This is a genomic window from Ruegeria sp. AF8 (genome assembly GCF_056541825.1).
In genome coordinates, this window is sequence record NZ_JBQFYW010000001.1 from 586,593 (window position 1) to 601,470 (window position 14,878).

17 protein-coding genes and 1 riboswitch are annotated in these 14,878 nt (G+C 62.7%); of the genes, 10 read left to right on the forward strand and 7 right to left on the reverse strand.

Annotation, left to right across the window (positions count from 1 at the left end; translation table 11 throughout):
- Window positions 1-2: 2 nt before the first annotated feature.
- The 3 genes from ACR0AO_RS03010 to ACR0AO_RS03020 form a co-directional block, all read right to left on the reverse strand.
- A complete protein-coding gene (locus ACR0AO_RS03010; RefSeq protein ID WP_480600830.1) occupies window positions 3-905 on the reverse strand; it encodes an EamA family transporter in 903 nt (300 codons plus the stop codon).
- Window positions 906-983: 78 nt separating this feature from the next.
- Window positions 984-2,138 carry a signal recognition particle-docking protein FtsY gene (ftsY, locus tag ACR0AO_RS03015; protein WP_480599735.1) on the reverse strand — a complete coding sequence of 385 codons (1,155 nt, stop codon included), beginning with the start codon at window positions 2,136-2,138 and terminating at the stop codon, window positions 984-986.
- A gap of 58 nt (window positions 2,139-2,196) precedes the next feature.
- Window positions 2,197-2,835, reverse strand: coding sequence for a lysoplasmalogenase family protein (locus ACR0AO_RS03020; RefSeq protein WP_480599737.1), 639 nt, complete (start codon window positions 2,833-2,835; stop codon window positions 2,197-2,199).
- A 284-nt stretch (window positions 2,836-3,119) separates the two neighbouring features.
- Here ACR0AO_RS03020 and ACR0AO_RS03025 point away from each other — a divergent pair, with 284 nt between their 5' ends.
- Window positions 3,120-3,398 carry a hypothetical protein gene (locus ACR0AO_RS03025; RefSeq protein WP_480599739.1) on the forward strand — a complete coding sequence of 93 codons (279 nt, stop codon included), beginning with the start codon at window positions 3,120-3,122 and terminating at the stop codon, window positions 3,396-3,398.
- Window positions 3,399-3,425: 27 nt separating this feature from the next.
- Here ACR0AO_RS03025 and ACR0AO_RS03030 read toward each other — a convergent pair whose 3' ends face one another.
- Window positions 3,426-3,797: an OB-fold nucleic acid binding domain-containing protein gene (locus tag ACR0AO_RS03030; RefSeq protein WP_480599741.1), complete on the reverse strand. Its 372-nt coding sequence runs from the start codon at window positions 3,795-3,797 to the stop codon at window positions 3,426-3,428.
- A gap of 127 nt (window positions 3,798-3,924) precedes the next feature.
- Between ACR0AO_RS03030 and ACR0AO_RS03035 the strand changes: the two genes are divergently transcribed.
- The 3 genes from ACR0AO_RS03035 to ACR0AO_RS03045 all read left to right on the forward strand — a co-directional run bounded on the left by ACR0AO_RS03035 (window position 3,925) and on the right by ACR0AO_RS03045 (window position 5,855).
- A complete protein-coding gene (locus ACR0AO_RS03035) occupies window positions 3,925-4,248 on the forward strand; it encodes a 2Fe-2S iron-sulfur cluster-binding protein (RefSeq protein ID WP_480599743.1) in 324 nt (107 codons plus the stop codon).
- Complete coding sequence (locus tag ACR0AO_RS03040) at window positions 4,248-4,994, forward strand: FG-GAP repeat domain-containing protein (RefSeq protein ID WP_480599745.1); 747 nt, start codon at window positions 4,248-4,250, stop codon at window positions 4,992-4,994. The genes ACR0AO_RS03035 and ACR0AO_RS03040 overlap by 1 nt, the downstream gene beginning before the upstream one ends.
- A gap of 228 nt (window positions 4,995-5,222) precedes the next feature.
- Window positions 5,223-5,855, forward strand: a complete 633-nt coding sequence (locus tag ACR0AO_RS03045; protein ID WP_480599747.1) for a cytochrome P460 family protein — start codon at window positions 5,223-5,225, stop codon at window positions 5,853-5,855.
- Between the two features lie 324 nt (window positions 5,856-6,179).
- Here ACR0AO_RS03045 and purD read toward each other — a convergent pair whose 3' ends face one another.
- Window positions 6,180-7,442 (reverse strand): phosphoribosylamine--glycine ligase, encoded by a 1,263-nt coding sequence (purD, locus tag ACR0AO_RS03050; RefSeq protein ID WP_480600833.1) that lies wholly within the window; start codon window positions 7,440-7,442, stop codon window positions 6,180-6,182.
- A 217-nt stretch (window positions 7,443-7,659) separates the two neighbouring features.
- On the opposite strand from purD, the gene ACR0AO_RS03055 reads away from it, so the two are divergent.
- From ACR0AO_RS03055 to ACR0AO_RS03070, 4 genes are all read left to right on the forward strand, one after another.
- Entirely contained in the window at window positions 7,660-7,818 is a 159-nt protein-coding gene (locus ACR0AO_RS03055; RefSeq protein ID WP_480600836.1) for a GFA family protein, read from the forward strand.
- A gap of 216 nt (window positions 7,819-8,034) precedes the next feature.
- Window positions 8,035-8,409 carry a hypothetical protein gene (locus tag ACR0AO_RS03060; RefSeq protein ID WP_480599750.1) on the forward strand — a complete coding sequence of 125 codons (375 nt, stop codon included), beginning with the start codon at window positions 8,035-8,037 and terminating at the stop codon, window positions 8,407-8,409.
- A 65-nt stretch (window positions 8,410-8,474) separates the two neighbouring features.
- Window positions 8,475-9,965 (forward strand): exodeoxyribonuclease VII large subunit, encoded by a 1,491-nt coding sequence (xseA, locus tag ACR0AO_RS03065; protein WP_480599752.1) that lies wholly within the window; start codon window positions 8,475-8,477, stop codon window positions 9,963-9,965.
- A 4-nt stretch (window positions 9,966-9,969) separates the two neighbouring features.
- On the forward strand, window positions 9,970-10,611 hold the full coding sequence (locus tag ACR0AO_RS03070) for a glutathione S-transferase family protein (protein WP_480599754.1): 642 nt from the start codon (window positions 9,970-9,972) through the stop codon (window positions 10,609-10,611).
- Window positions 10,612-10,620: 9 nt separating this feature from the next.
- On the opposite strand, the gene ACR0AO_RS03075 is transcribed toward ACR0AO_RS03070, so the two are convergent.
- Both ACR0AO_RS03075 and ACR0AO_RS03080 read right to left on the reverse strand, forming a co-directional pair.
- Window positions 10,621-11,010: a hypothetical protein gene (locus tag ACR0AO_RS03075; protein WP_480599757.1), complete on the reverse strand. Its 390-nt coding sequence runs from the start codon at window positions 11,008-11,010 to the stop codon at window positions 10,621-10,623.
- A gap of 67 nt (window positions 11,011-11,077) precedes the next feature.
- Window positions 11,078-11,776 (reverse strand): glutathione S-transferase N-terminal domain-containing protein, encoded by a 699-nt coding sequence (locus ACR0AO_RS03080; protein WP_480599759.1) that lies wholly within the window; start codon window positions 11,774-11,776, stop codon window positions 11,078-11,080.
- A 140-nt stretch (window positions 11,777-11,916) separates the two neighbouring features.
- A riboswitch (SAM riboswitch) is annotated at window positions 11,917-11,994 on the forward strand.
- A gap of 65 nt (window positions 11,995-12,059) precedes the next feature.
- Between ACR0AO_RS03080 and metZ the strand changes: the two genes are divergently transcribed.
- Window positions 12,060-13,250, forward strand: a complete 1,191-nt coding sequence (gene metZ, locus ACR0AO_RS03085) for an O-succinylhomoserine sulfhydrylase (RefSeq protein ID WP_480599762.1) — start codon at window positions 12,060-12,062, stop codon at window positions 13,248-13,250.
- Window positions 13,251-13,554: 304 nt separating this feature from the next.
- Entirely contained in the window at window positions 13,555-14,658 is a 1,104-nt protein-coding gene (gene folE2 / locus ACR0AO_RS03090; RefSeq protein ID WP_480599765.1) for a GTP cyclohydrolase FolE2, read from the forward strand.
- Window positions 14,659-14,878 lie beyond the last annotated feature (220 nt).

Consider the following 14,878-nt stretch of genomic DNA (forward strand, 5'->3'; position numbering starts at 1 on the left):
GCTCAGCCACCCATCTCAACTATCACAGCGCCCGCCGCAATCAATGCCATCAGGGCGATTCGTCTGGGGCCGACCGTCTCTTTCAGAACCAGCCAGCCGATGACCGCGGCAAACACGGTCGAGGTCTCGCGCAAAACCGCGGCCTCGCCGACCTTGTCGAGCCGGGTGGCGAGCATGATCGACCCGAAGGACAGAAAGGCGATGATCCCGCCCGCAAAGCCGCGCAGCATCAGCGGGCCGGGGGCGGGGCGGTGAATCATCGCGCGCCATCTGAGGAAGGAATAGATCGGCATTGTGCAGCCGTCGATCATGAAGAACCAGGCCAGAAAAGTGAACGGGTCGGCGGTCGAACGGATGCCATAGGCGTCATAGGTGGTGTATAGCGCCACGAAAAGACCCGTGGTCACGGCCAGGGTCAGCGCCAGGGCCAACGTCTCGCGGTTGGTTTCGAGATAGCGCAGGTTATAGGCTGCAAGCCCAAAGATGCCCGATAGCAGAACCGCCACCCCGAGCCATTGCATCGGCGTGAAGATCTCGGCGAACAGCAGATAGGCGCCGATCACCGTGAACAGCGGACCGGTGCCGCGCACCACCGGGTAGACCACGGTGTAGGAGCCCTTGGTATAGGCCATCGCCTGAAAGATCTTGTAGAGGATGTGAATGAACCAGGCGGTGGCGAAGATCGGCCACATATGCGGCTCGGGCCAGGGGACCACGAAGAACGCGAACGGCGCGGCCATGATACAGTAGGAAGCGTCGATCGCACCGCGCGACAGCCATGGATCGTGCCGGCCTTTCTGCAGCGCGCCAAACACCGCGTGCAGAAAGGCCGCCATCAGCGCGAGGCCGAGCGCCAGCCGGTGGCCGGATTCGGTGCCTTCGAGGGAGATCAGCCAGTCGCTCAACAGCGGACCTTTCATGAGGTGTCGAGACCGGGGGCTGCCTGCCCCCGGACCCCCGGGAGTATTTCGAAAAGATGAAACTCAGGTCCGGTCGAGGCCGGTCAGGGCGGCGGCGAAGTCTTCGGGGTCGAACGGAGCAAGATCGTCAATCTGTTCGCCGACGCCGATGGCATGGATGGGCAGGCCGAACTTGTCGGCCAACGCCACCAGCACGCCGCCCTTGGCCGTGCCGTCGAGCTTGGTCATCACCAGGCCCGAGACGTCGGCCAGTTTGCGGAAGGTCTCCACCTGGCTGAGTGCGTTCTGGCCGGTGGTGGCGTCGAGCACCAGCAACGTATTGTGGGGGGCGGTGTCGTCTTTCTTGCGGATGACGCGGACGATCTTGGCCAGTTCCTCCATCAGGTCGGCGCGGTTCTGCAGACGACCGGCGGTGTCGATCATCAGGAGGTCGGCGCCGTCTTCCTGCGCTTTCGTCAGGGCGTCGAAGGCGAGCGAGGCGGGGTCCGAGCCTTCGGGTGCGGTCAGCACCGGCACGCCGGCGCGTTCGCCCCAGACCTGAAGCTGTTCGACGGCGGCGGCGCGGAAGGTGTCGCCGGCGGCGATCACCACCTTCTTGCCGGCAGATTTGAACTGGCTGGCGAGCTTGCCGATGGTGGTGGTCTTGCCCGAGCCGTTCACGCCCACCACCAGCACCACCTGCGGGCGATTGGGATAGATCGGCAGCGGCCGCGCCACCGGTTCCATGATGCGGGTGACCTCCTGCGCCAGCAACGCCTTGATTTCGCCGGTCGAGAGTTTCTTGCCAAAGCGGCCCTCGGCCATGTTGGCGGTCACGCGCAGGGCGGTATCGACGCCCATGTCGGAGGCGATCAGCAGTTCTTCGAGCTGTTCGAGCATGTCGTCGTCAAGGGTGCGACGAACGACGGTGTGCCCGGTCCCGCGCGAGAACAGGCGACCCAGCAGCCCCTTCTGTGCCTCGGGCGCGGGGTCCTCGGGCGGCGGCGGGGTAGGGGTCGGATCGGCGGGCATCGGCGCCGGTGTCTCGACCGGTTGCGGGACCGGGGCCGGGTCCGGGATTTCGGGAACCGGTTGCGGTTCAGGGTCGGGCTCGGGGATCACCGGGTCCGGAGTGACGGGCGTTTCCTCGCCGCCTTCCTCGACGATCGCGTCCAGGCCCTGTTCGAGCCGCGAGGAGGATTTGAAGAGCCGGTCCTTGAGCTTGGAAAAAAACGCCATCTTTGGTCTCCGCAGGTGTTCCCCTCACCTAATGCGGATTGGCGCCGGTTGCAAAGGGTCAGGCGAAGGCTGCGACAAACCCGGCCTGCGCACCCCAATAGAGCGGCCAGACCATATAGGGAGTGGCCTGCAGCGCCGGATGGCCCTTCGGCAACAGGAACTTTTCCGTTGCCAGAACGAGATCTGAGGCGATGAAGGCGAGCGCGGCGGGCAATGCCCAGCGCAACGCGCCGGTGTCGGGCAGGGCCAGAACGGTGATGCCCATGCCCAGGATGATCGGGATATAGGCCAGGACCGGCCCCCTCAGATCGCCTGCGCGAGGGGTGAGCAGGGTGGCCATCACGATGCCAATCAACACCAGCGTCCAGACGATGCCGGGGCTTGCCATGATCCGGGTCATGTCGGCTGCGGGGTGGGTCAGAAACAACGCGATATAAACCAGATGCCCGGCGGCGAATGCGCCGATGCCGGCCATGAAGGTTGCATCCGTTTCCCGCGACAGCAAGGCGTCGCCCACTGCGCAGAACGTGAGCGCCGCGATCAGCAGCCACGGCGCGCCGAGGATCAGGGCGTAAAGCGCAAGGCCCGCCACCGAGGCGGCTTTCAGGGCGGTTCGGACAGCGCTCGCGGGGCGGGATGTCATCGGCAGATAGGCCAGCGCACAGGTGGCGGCGATCCAGAACAGGAGGTGCGGCATTCGGTGTGTCCCTTGTCGTTCCGGCCAAAGGGGCAAATCCCGGCGCGGGGTTCAACGGGAAAGGACAGGGGGTGACGCGAAGTTATTCCGGCTGACCCGTGGCGAATTTTGCTTGATATGCCGTGTCGTGAAGGAGGTCAGAGACCAAATTGGTGCAACGTTTTTGTTTGTGCATAGATTTCTGGGTTAGGCCGCTTTTGAGCCCAAACTTATTTGGGTTTCGTCATTTTGATGCCTTGATGGAGTTTTATTTTCGGAGCGAATTTTAATAGTGGATGATTATCATGCAGAAAGCACTTCGGAACTTCTCGAATTTGGTTCTGATAGTTTTGCAGTGGCTGCTCGTGCTGTGGGGACTGCTTCTGATTTTGATCGCACTCAACACCTACAGCTATGAAATTAGTTACTATTCCTCACTCCCCGAGCCTGCCCCCGACCAGGACTCATACAGTCCGCCGACGTTCCAACGTATGTTGTCTGGGGTTGTTACAGGTACGGTTTCCGTAGGATTAGGTGCAGTTCTTTTCTATCTTCGAGGTATTTTCCTCCGCCAGAAAAATTGAACTGGAACAAAGTCCCGCAAAGCCGACCTACCTATCCCCACGCACCAGCATATCCAGCATGCCCGAGATATCCTCGACCTCTTCGGCGATCACATGGGTCACCGAATGCGCCCGCTGCATTCGGCCCGTCACCCGCAACAGCCGCCCGGAAATTACCGCGCGGCGGAAGCGTTCGTAGATTTTGCGCCAGACCACCACATTGACCACACCGGTCTCGTCCTCGAGCGTGACGAATATCACCCCCTTGGCTGTTCCGGGCCGCTGCCGCAGGATCACCAGCCCCGCCACCGTCACCTGCGCGCCTTCGGGCGGGGCGGCCAGCCGGTTGGCGGGCAGGCAGGCGGGCGGGCGCGGCCAGTCATGGGGTTGGGATGCCTTGGAAACGGGAAGCGCAGTCATGAGAACAAAAATAGAACATACGCAAGGAAAGTCCAGACGTGCCGCGATGAGTCGCAAATGAGGGTGGAAACGACCGGATGGCTTGACTAAGGAAGGTTCGGAACATCGCAGAAGGAAGACGCGAGCAATGGCAAAGATCACCTATATCGAGCATGGCGGCACCGAACACACCGTCGAGGTCGCCAACGGGCTGACCGTGATGGAAGGCGCCCGCGACAACAATATCCCCGGCATCGAGGCCGATTGCGGCGGCGCCTGCGCCTGTTCGACCTGTCATGTCTATGTCCATCCCGACTGGATCGAAAAGATCCCGGCCAAGGACGACATGGAAGAGGACATGCTGGATTTTGCCTATGAGCCAGACCCGGCCCGCTCGCGCCTGACCTGTCAGATCAAGGTCTCCGACGCGCTGGACGGTCTGGTTGTGCAGATGCCGGAAAAGCAGATCTGATGCGCACGGCGGTCGCCGCGGCGATTTTGACGCTGTGGTCGCTATTTCCCGCGCTGGCGCAGGTCATCTCGGATGCTTCGTACACCGCACCAACCATGGCCTATCCGCATGGCGTTCTGGGCGACAAGCAAGAATGGGGGGCCATTCGGATAACCGTCGAACGCCGGCAGGGCACCGAAGGATCGCTGCTCGCGGGCCATCTGAGCCTGACCTATGAAATCAACGCCCTGCCAGACACCGTTTTCGAGGATATCGCACCGCGCCTTTGGGACGTGACCGGCGACGATGACTCCGAAGTGGTTGTTGTCGAAAGCCATCAGAACCATGGTGCGCGGTTGCTGATCATCGGACTGAATGACGGCAAACCCGACCACCTCGCGGCAACACCATATATCGGCACCCGGTTTCGCTGGCTCGCTCCTGCCGGGGCCGCTGATCTGGATGGCGACGGGTATGTCGAGATCGCCTATGTCGACCGCCCGCATCTGGCCAAAACCCTGCGCATCTGGCGGTTCCGGGACGGGGGACTGACCGAAATCGCCAGCCTGCCCGGGCTTACCAATCACCGCATCGGCGAGGATTTCATCTCGGGCGGATTGCGCGACTGTGGGAAAGGTCCCGAACTTGTGGTGGCCAGCGCCGACTGGCGGCGGATCGTATCGGTCCGCTATGACGGCGGCTGGGTGCGCCAGGATATTGCACCCTTTACCCGGTCCCGGATGGAACACGCCATGCGCTGCGAGTGATCTGGTTCATAGTCGCAGGCCGCGCCTTGCGCTATCAATGGGATGTTCGGGTTGAATTAGCAGTCGCAGAATTTGGGGAAGGCGCAGATTGCCGGCCAGCTCACGCCCGCACACAGGTGGGTGATTGCGGCCCTTGAGCGATGGCAGGGGATCAATTTGAGCTTACCATGGTGCTGAAGACACCCGGTGAGCTCTTGTGTTATCCTGCCTGTGACGGGTCGGTGAAAAATGACGAAGAAAGTCGATAATGCATTTGCAGGTGCCGTTTCGATCCTGCTGGTTTCGGGGTTGGCGGCGTCGGTCGTCGTCGCCCAGTCGGGCGATCAGGAGGCCCATCTCGCGATCGAGAACCCCGCGGAATTGCCCAAGGACGAGGCATCGCGCATCTATGAAAGCCTGATGGACCGCATGGCCATGGGCTATGAGGCATCGCGCCTCGATATCCTGGCGAACTATCAGGACTGGCCCGTCTTCAATGACGCGCCGTTCGTTTCGGCCACGCATGGCCAGCGCTACGTGAACAGCTATGCCAACGTGGCGGCGCATAATTACGGAACCTTGCAGGAGGGCGAGAAACTGCCCGCAGGCTCGGTTCTGGCAAAGGACAGCATGACGGTGACGACAGAAAACCGCATCTTTCCGGGCGCGTTGTTCGTCATGGAAAAGCTGCCCCAAGGCACAAGCCCCGCGACCGGGGACTGGCGATATATCATGGTGATGCCGGATGGCTCTTTGTTTGGCGACACGATGGGTGACCGGAGCGCGGCGGTGGCCTATTGCCACGAATGCCACATATCGGTGGAGGAGCGGGATTTCACGTTCTTCGTGCCCGAGGAATACCAGGTTGGAAACCAGCCCTGACCGATGAGATTTGCCGCCCATCCGGGGTGAGTTTCCGCCCGGTCGCCGCCGCCGGGCCAGCACCGCGTTTCCCGAGGTGACGGTCAGGACAGGAATCGTGCAGACCCGAATATCCGGGATCTCCCGCCCCCCGGAACCTTTCTTGCGAAAGGCGTCCAGGCGTTGGGCCGGGCGCCGCGCGGGGCGCGCGGCGCGGTCCCGTTTTTGCTGGGAACGCGGATCACAAACACGATCGCAGCCCGCGTCGGCGGGCTGCCTGACCCAAGGCCTGTGACGTTGCATCTGTGATGCGGCGTCAGGGCGCGGGAGCCCGGCCTGCGCCGTTCAGAGCGCCCGCCAGCCGATGTCGCGGCGGTAGAACCCTTCCGGCCAGTCGATGGATCCGGCCATGGAATAGGCGCGGTCGCGGGCCTCGTGCAGCGACGCTCCTCGGGCTGTCACGTTCAGCACCCGACCGCCGGTCGCGGTGATCGTTCCGTTGTCCTTGGTCGTGCCCGCGTGAAAGACCATGTTCTTGCTGTCCTCGGGCAGGCTGTCCAGCCCCTTGATTGCCGTGCCTTTTTCATAAGACCCCGGATAGCCCCGCGCCGCCATGACGATGGTGAGCGCGTGATCATCGCCCCAGTTCACCTGTGCCCCGGCCAGCCGCCCTTCGGCGGCCGCATGCATCAGGTCCAGCACCTGCGCGCCCAGCCGCATCATCAGCACCTGACATTCGGGATCGCCGAAACGAACATTGTATTCCACCAGCCTGGGCTGGCCGTTCCTGATCATCAGCCCGGCATAAAGAACACCCTGAAACGGCATCCCGCGTCGTGCCATTTCAGCCATCGTCGGGCGCACAATCTGTTCCATCGCGCGGGCCTCGACCTCGGGGCTCAGAACCGGGGCGGGCGAATAGGCGCCCATGCCGCCGGTGTTCGGCCCGGTATCGCCCTCGCCGACGCGCTTGTGATCCTGCGCGGTACCGATCGACAGGATGTCGGCACCATCGCACAGCACGAAAAGCGAGGCCTCCTCGCCCTCCATGAATTCTTCGATCACCACTTCGGCGCCGGCGCCGCCAAATGCGCCGCCCAGCATATCCTCGACCGCTGCGACCGCCGTCTCTTCGTCCATCGCCACGATCACGCCCTTGCCGGCGGCCAGCCCGTCCGCCTTGACCACGATGGGTGCGCCCTGCTGCCGGATATAGGCGATGGCCGGTTCGGCCTGTGCGAACCGGGCATAGGCGGCGGTGGGCGCACCTGCGGCATCGCAGATTTCCTTGGTGAAGCTCTTTGACGCCTCCAGCCGCGCCGCGCTTTCCGACGGGCCGAATACCAGAATGCCCGCCTCGCGAAGCCGGTCGGCAACACCAGCGGCCAGCGGCGCTTCGGGGCCGACGATAACAAAGTCGATGGCGTTTTCTTCGGCAAAGCTGACCACAGTGCCGCCGTCCATGATGTCCAGTCCGGCACAGTCGGCGATCTGCGCGATCCCCGCGTTGCCCGGGGCCACGATCAGCCTGTCGCATTTGGGGTTCTGCATCACCGCCCAGGCGAGGCTGTGTTCGCGCCCGCCGCTGCCGAGAATGAGGATGTTCACCATGCTCTCCTGTCCTTTGGATCTGTGCGCGGTCTAGTTTGTCGAACGGCGTCAGGCAAGTGGGGCAATGACGCATGTGTCGCGTCGGAGACGCCGCGCGAGCGGCTCGGGTATATCTGCCCCGAGGCAACCGCCGGAATTCCGGCCTTTGTCCGGATGAGACTTTGCAGGCAGGCTCGCTTGGAACGCGGAGAGGTGCGCAATGGGTCCAAACGACATGGTTTCGGGATTCTGCTTTTGCGGCGGGGTAGCCGTGGAAATTGCCGGCCCTCCGGCATTGTCCGCCATCTGCCATTGCAAGTCCTGCAGGGCCTGGCATGCCGCGCCCCTGAACGCCTTCAGCATCTGGCCTGCCAGCGGTGACAATTCGCGGTGAAACAATCACGTCCGCCACCAGCCCCGAGAGCCACCGGGTGTCCTGTGCGGCCTGCGGCGGTTCGGTTGCCATTCTCAAGCCCGGGATCGGGATGACCGCCGTTTTATCCCGTGATCTATGCGCCCGCGGCCCCTATCTTTTATCCCGAGCGCGTCATGGATATGGCCGACGGCCTGCCGAAATTCTCTGACCTGCCATCGGAACTGGGCGGAACAGGTGGGAAAGAGCCAGAGCCGTCGTCAACCCGGTGGCGTGTCGCCGATGCCTGAGGCGTCGGGCAAGCAGGCCGCGTCGGAACGCAGGCTGGGCACGATACTGGCGGCGGTTGTGGCCGGGTATTCCGCGCTGATCAAAGCCCATGAAGAGGAAACCATTGAGGCGGCCCAGCCCCTCTGGAACTCCGTCGTTGCGCCAATGGATCAGGGGGCGGAGGGACGGATTGTCAGGACCATGGGCGACGGAATTCTTGCGGACTTTCCCAGTGCCGTTCCGGGCTTGAGTGCGCAGACGCCGCGCCCGTTTCCATTTCGCGGTGAAATCGATTGGAACACATACCGGGCGGGTCTTGTCGCCGCCGGACTCTCTGTTTGACGACGGACACGGTAAAACGCGCATCCATGGTTTTCCCCCGCTCGATAGCAGTCTAGTGTTGCGCCATGAGTGATTTGATTGACGACCCCGTTCCGGGGCAGAACATGCCCGAATACACAGTCTCGGACTTGTCCGGCGAGGTGAAGCGCACGCTCGAAGGCGCATTCGGGCGAATCCGTGTGCGCGGCGAGGTTGGGCGAGTGTTCAAGGCGCGCTCCGGGCACCTCTACTACGACATCAAGGATGACCGGAACGTGCTGGCCTGCACCACCTGGAAGGGACAGATTTCGGGGCTGTCGGTGGTGCCCGAGGAAGGGCTGGAAGTGGTCGTCACCGGGCGCCTGACCGCCTTTGGCGCGCAATCGAAATACAACCTGAACGTTGACGAGGTTGCCGTCGCGGGGCAGGGCGCTCTGATGGCGCTCCTGGAAAAGCGCAAGAAACAGCTTGAGGCCGAAGGGCTGTTTGCGACCGAGCGCAAGAAACCGCTGCCGTTTCTGCCGCAGATCATCGGCGTGGTGACCTCGCCCTCGGGCGCGGTGATCCGCGATATCCTGCACCGGCTGCGCGACCGGTTCCCGCGAAAAGTGCTCATCTGGCCCGTGGCGGTGCAGGGGGCAAACTGCGCCCCCGAGGTCGCCCGCGCCATCGAAGGATTCAACAAGCTGACACCGGGCGGTGCGCTGCCCCGGCCCGATCTGATCATCGTCGCGCGCGGCGGCGGCTCGATCGAGGATCTCTGGGGCTTCAACGAAGAAGCCGTGGCCCGCGCGGCGGCGGCGTCGCAAATCCCGCTGATCTCGGCTGTGGGGCACGAAACCGACACCACTCTGATCGACTATGTGTCGGACCGCCGGGCGCCGACGCCGACCGCTGCCGCCGAGCTGGCGGTGCCGGTGCGGATGGAGCTTTTGGCCTGGACCGGCGAGCAGGGCGCGCGCCTGTCCCGCGCGGCAACGGATGCCGTGCAGCGCCGTTCTCAGCGCCTGCGGGACCTGTCCCGCGCCCTGCCGCGCGCCGACAGCCTGCTGGACACGCCGCGCCAGCGGCTGGACCAGATATCCGAACGCCTGCCGAACGCGCTGATCCGGGGGGTGCAGAACCGCCGCGTGAGACTGCTGGATATCTCGGCACATCTGCGTCCTTCGACCCTGCGCAATCTCGTCTCGACGCGCCGCGACCGCTGGAACAACCTGTCCTCGCGCCTGTCGCTGCGTCCGATTGCACGCGAACTCCAAAGCCGCCGTGACGCGCTGACACGCCTGTCCGAACGCCTTGAAACCGCGCAAGGCACGCGTATCGACCGGCTGCGCCAGCAACTCGACGCCACCGACCGGCTGCGCGAAACCCTCAGCTACAAGGCGACGCTTGGGCGCGGATATGCGGTGGTCCGGGCCGAGGGCGCGGTCGTGACCACCAGATCCCAGGCTGCCGGGCACAGCGTTCTGGAGATCGAGTTCACGGACGGCCGGATAACGACCGGAGCGACCGCATCCCCCAAAACTGCCGCAAGGAAATCCGAACCCGAGCCGCCCGATCAGGGCAGTTTGTTCTGATCCGATGCTGACGATCTGGGGCCGCAAAACGTCTTCGAATGTGCAGGCCCTGATGTGGTGCGTGGGAGAGCTTGGTCTGCCGTACAGGCGTCATGACATCGGTCATCGCTTTGGCGGGCTGACCTCCGACAGCTTCGCCGCGCTGAACCCGAACCGCACCATCCCGGTTCTGAAGGACGCAGACGGCGCGCCGATCTGGGAAACCGGCGCAATCCTGCGCTATCTCGCCGCCGCATACGGGAACGAGGCATTCTGGCCACGCAACCCGGCGCGGCGCGCGCATATCGACCAATGGGCCGAATGGGCCAAGATCAATGTCGCGATGGCCTTCACCGTCCCTGTTTTCTGGCGCGTGGTGCGCACACCAGAGGCCGCGCGCGATCCGAACGCCATTCTGGCCTCGACGCGAAACCTCGAACAGAAACTGGCCATCGCCGAACACAGGCTGGGCGATGGCCAGTTTCTTGTGGGCGAAGCCCTGACACTGGCGGATATCCAGTTCGGCCATATCCTGTATCGCTACTACGATATTGGCATCGACCGGGCGCATTTGCCGAATCTGGAGCGCTACTATCGCGACCTCTGCCACCGCCCCGCCTATCGCGAGCATGTGATGATCAGCTATGATGAATTGCGGGTGACCTGACCGGACGGGTCAAACCCCGACATCCGGCCCGTAACAGACCATTTCCTCGCCGATATCCTCGGCTTCATACAGTTCGGTCATCTCGGGATCGCCCTCGAAGCGGGCGACCAGCCCGCCGGGCGACCGGGTGAATTCCCAGCATTGCGGGTCCAGCCGGTCTTCGTAGATGAAACAGATCTGCCGGTCCCGCTCGTACCAGATGCCCTCTTTGCAGTCGCCATCCAGAAACGACCAGATGACGCGGCGGTTGGGCAGGTATTCCTCGACCCCGTAGGCCACGCCGTCAAAGCCGTAGAACAGCGTCTTGCCACGGGTATAGGTGTCAAAATCCTCGCCGGACATGGGTTCCGCTGACAGGGCCATTTGTCCGGTAATCAGCAGGGGAATCAAATAACGCATCAGCATGGTCGGATTGTGTCAGATCACGCCGCGGATCGCCACTCGCATTCGCGCCGGCCCGCGCGGGTTACCGCCTGAACAGAACACCCTGCGCCTGCTTGTCCCGATGATCGCCACGCAATTCGATATGCAGGTTCCGCCCCGCCTGTACCGCCGGGCGCGCGCCCACGGTTTCAAGCCATCGGGCAAAATGCGGCTTGTCCTCCAACGTCTGCTGCTGGCCTTCCCACAGGCTCGCCCAGCCCCAGATCGCCATGTCGGCAATGGAATAGAAATCGCCCGCCACGAATTCATGTTTGGCCAGCCGCCGGTCGAGCACGCCGTAAAGCCGCGCGACCTCGGTGCGATAGCGGTCCTTGGCATAGGGCAGATCCTGCGGCGGATCGAGATAGGGCGCGTATTTCAGAAAATGATGCGCCTGACCCGCCATCGGGCCGACGCCGCCCATCTGCCACATCAGCCATTCCTCGACCACAATCCGGTCACGCTCGGTTTCCCCGTAGAACTGCCCGGTTTTTCGAGCCAGATACATCAGGATCGCACCGCTTTCGAAAATCGAGACCGGCGCGCCGCCCGGTCCGTCCGGATCGATGATGGCAGGCATCCGGTTATTGGGCGCGATTTTCAGGAACCCGGGGTCGTGCTGGTCGCCCTTGCCGATATCGATCAGGTTGACGTTATAGGGCAGCCCCAACTCTTCCAGTGCGATGGAAACCTTCCACCCATTGGGCGTGGGCCAGTAATAAAGCTCGATCGGGGTTGCCATGTGCCTGAATCCTCCCGTTTGTCCGTCAGGATCATGGGGCTTTCCGGCCAGAGGGCAAGGGGGCACCGATCCGGTGACGGAAGCGTGAGCGTCGCCCGCTTCGGACTTGACGTGCGGGCAGGCCGGGCGTATGGGCAGTGCAGGAACCACGTGGCGATTTGTTACCGGATTGCGGGCCACGCTAAACAACACCGCTAAAAGGTCAGGATGAAAGACCCCTTTCGCTTGGCCGCGTCTGGGGTTTTTTGTTGGCGCCCTTGGATCGGCGCAGGAAGGGATTGAGATGAACGAGAACTGGAGCAAAGCGACCAAAGCCGTGCATGGGGGCATCCGGCGCAGCCAGTACAAGGAAGTGAGCGAGGCGATCTTCCTGACGCAGGGGTTTGTCTATGACACCGCCGAACAGGCCGAGGCGCGCTTCATCGAAGCCGGCCCCGACGAATTCATCTATGCCCGCTATGGCAATCCCACCGTTTCGATGTTCGAGCAGCGTATCGCCGCGCTGGAAGGCGCCGAGGACGCCTTCGCGACCGCCTCGGGCATGGCGGCGGTCAACGGTGCACTGACCTCGATGCTGAAGGCCGGGGATCACATCGTTTCGGCCAAGGCCCTGTTCGGCTCGTGCCTTTATATCGTCGAGAACATCCTGACCCGCTTCGGCGTAGAAGTTAGCTTTGTCGACGGTACCGATCTGGACCAGTGGCGGGCGGCGATTCGTCCTGACACAAAGGCGGTGTTTTTCGAATCCATGTCGAACCCCACGCTCGAGGTGATCGACATCGCCGGTGTCGCCGAACTGGCCCATGCGGCCGGTGCTCTCGTGGTGGTGGACAACGTGTTTTCGACCCCCGTCTTCTCCGGCGCCATCGAGCAGGGTGCCGATGTGGTCATCTATTCGGCGACCAAGCATATCGACGGTCAGGGCCGTGCGCTGGGCGGCGTGATCCTGGGCACGCGCGACTTTATCCGGGGCACTGTGGAACCCTATCTCAAGCATACAGGAGGCGCGCTCAGCCCGTTCAATGCCTGGATCATGCTGAAAGGGCTCGAGACGATGGCGTTGCGGGTCAACGCGCAGTCGGCAACCGCGCTGAGCCTGGCCGAAGCGCTCGAAGGTCATCCGGCGCTGGAGCGGACCTTGTTCCCGGGCCTGGCCTCGCATCCGCAGCACGCGCTGGTGCAGCGGCAGCTGGGCGGCAAAGGCGGCACGGTCTTGTCGCTGGACATCAAGGGTGGCAAGGCGGCGGCGTTTGCTTTCCTCAACGCAATGACGGTGCCGGTGATCTCGAACAATCTCGGTGACGCGAAATCCATCGCCACCCACCCCGCGACGACAACCCACCAGCGCCTGAGCGACGAGCAGCGGGAAGAACTGGGAATCACCCCTGGCCTGATCCGCCTGTCCATCGGTCTGGAGGATGCGGGCGACCTGCTGGCCGATATCAAACAGGCACTTGACGCTTCGCAGCGCTGAAATCCGCGCGCCGAAGGCATGTCGAAATGCCTTTGGCCTTGCCGCGCCGTGACACATTTGCCGCCCGATGCGGTCACTACGTGGCGCATGACATACATGCGCCGGTTGCCGGTCCTGCAGAAAGCGCCGACGGATCGGTCAGATCAAACGGCCCGAATCTCGAAATCACGGCGGATTCAGTCGAAAAGCGGCGGTTTTCGCGCGATATTCAGTACAAGTTTTGGTACTTCGCAGAAAAAAGCACTAGATTGGAACTTGCCGGAAAGTCGTCTATATACTGGCGACCCGACCAGGAAACGCGCCGATGAACATCCACCCTCGCGACATTGACGAGAGCCCCAATCGTGAACAGGCCGCCGAAGCACTGGCGCTGTTGCGGAAATGGGCGCAATCCGCCAACCCGGCGGAGATCAGCAAGCTGGACCCGGCGGTTGCCCGTCTGGTGCCCGGTCTGTTGCCGGTGAACTACCCGCTGCTGTCGCGGGACTATCCTGAAAATTTCTCGGCTGACGATGCCTACAGGGCGACACTGCCCGATCTTCAGAACGGCCCCTCCAGTCTGATCCGGGGCGCCAAACAGCAGATCCAGCATGTGGGCATCTCCAATTTCCGCCTGCCGATTCGCTTTCACCGCAAACATGGCGAGGATCTGACGCTGGAAACCTCGGTCACCGGCACCGTCAGCCTGGAGGCCGGGAAAAAGGGCATCAACATGTCCCGGATCATGCGGTCGTTCTACAAGCATGCCGAGCGCACATTCAGCTTTGAGGTGATCGAAGCGGCGCTGAGCGACTACATGACCGATCTGGACAGTTTCGATGCCCGTATTCAGATGCGGTTTTCCTATCCCGACCGGATTGAAAGCCTGCGCTCAGGCTTGTCGGGATATCAGTATTACGACATCGCGCTGGAACTGGTCGAACAGGGCGGCGTGCGGCTAAAGATCATTCATCTCGACTACGTCTATTCCTCGACATGCCCCTGTTCACTGGAGTTGAGCGAACATGCGCGATCTGTGCGCGGCCAGTTGGCGACGCCACATTCGCAGCGCTCGGTGGCGCGTATATCGGCGGTGGTGGACCCGGATGCCGATTGCCTGTGGTTCGAGGATCTGATCGCGCTCTGCCGCCGCGCGGTGCCGACCGAGACGCAGGTCATGGTCAAGCGCGAGGATGAACAGGCCTTTGCCGAACTCAATGCCGCCAACCCGATCTTTGTCGAGGATGCGGCGCGGCTGTTTTGTGCGGAATTACAGGCAGATCACCATATCGGTGATTTTCGCGTGATCGCGAGCCATCAGGAAAGCCTGCACAGCCATGATGCGGTCTCGATCCTGACCGAAGGCCCGACATTTGCGGCATCAAGCCTCGATCCCAAATTGTTCAACACCCTGTTCCACGTCGGCTGAACCCGGCCCACAGTTGCACGCAAAACGTGCGATCGGTGGCTTTTTGCTCATCGCGCCAAAAAACGCTGCACTGCGGCAAAAAATGCCGCGACAGCGATATATATTGCCGTAAGGTAAACTTGGCGGCAGCCGTGCCGGTTCGAAATGGGAAGGGCCTGGGATGTGCAAATTCTATGGTTTCAGTGCCGGCGATCGGCCGGGATTTCCTTTCGCGGCATTG